A 460-nucleotide genomic window follows, 5' to 3' on the forward strand; every position below is an offset into this window, starting at 1 on the left:
TGCCGGCACGATACAGCTCGACAGCCGCTTCAACGCGCGCCACCAAACAAGGATTCAGACGACCCCTTTCATAAGCACGGGTCGAAAGCACAACCGCAGCATCCGCCGGACGCACCGTATCCGCATCCAGCCGCGACACCCAAAAATCGTGCCACATGATCCACAGCGGCAAAAGCGCGGCAGTAAAGAATAAAACCAATATAAAAACAAGGGCTTTTTTGAACATCCGAATCCTAACTAAAATGATGAAAATAATTGGAACGCTGCTGTACGGGCAGGTTCCGCTTGTTCTTAAGATTTTACGAAATTCATACAGCCGTTCAGTTATATTTTTTTAGTAACCGATTGTTTCTATCCGTCCAAGTACGAATTTTGTTGTCGACAAATATTTTTATGGCTTTTCGTCATCGGATATTATTTAAATTGGGAATGACATTAATGCATAGTCCGGGAATATGAT

1 pseudogene is annotated in these 460 nt (G+C 44.1%); it reads right to left on the minus strand.

The features are described 5' to 3' along the window. Positions 1 to 226 (minus strand): annotated as a pseudogene (locus ACTHUM_RS19555) (YdcF family protein); the annotation flags it as partial. Positions 227 to 460: the final 234 nt, after the last annotated feature.

The organism is Neisseria sp. P0021.S006, from assembly GCF_051956895.1.